Raw genomic sequence first — 204 nt, 5'->3', positions numbered from 1 at the left:
TGGTCAGACCGAGGCCAATCAGCAGCAGCGTCCAGCTGACGCCGTGCTCAGATACGCCGGTGATTTGCGTCAGGATCGGCGCGATATAGGTAAACAGCGCAAACATCGCCGCCGCAAAGAAAATGGTGATCGACAGCGACAGCCACAAACCAAGGCTGCCCAGCGCACGGATTTCCTTGCGCAGATCGGTCGGTTCTTCTTCTT

The 204-nt window shown here is 57.4% G+C and carries 1 pseudogene; it reads right to left on the bottom strand.

Annotated features, from left to right (window positions below):
* A pseudogene (locus JEM65_RS21215) lies at nt 1-204 on the bottom strand (hypothetical protein); the annotation flags it as partial.

Origin of the sequence: Gelidibacter salicanalis, assembly GCF_016469035.1 — a bacterium.
In the GTDB taxonomy this organism is placed as follows: domain Bacteria; phylum Bacteroidota; class Bacteroidia; order Flavobacteriales; family Flavobacteriaceae; genus Gelidibacter; species Gelidibacter salicanalis_A.
Note: the sequence above shows the minus strand (reverse complement) of the source record. Positions and strands in the feature narration are given on the sequence as shown.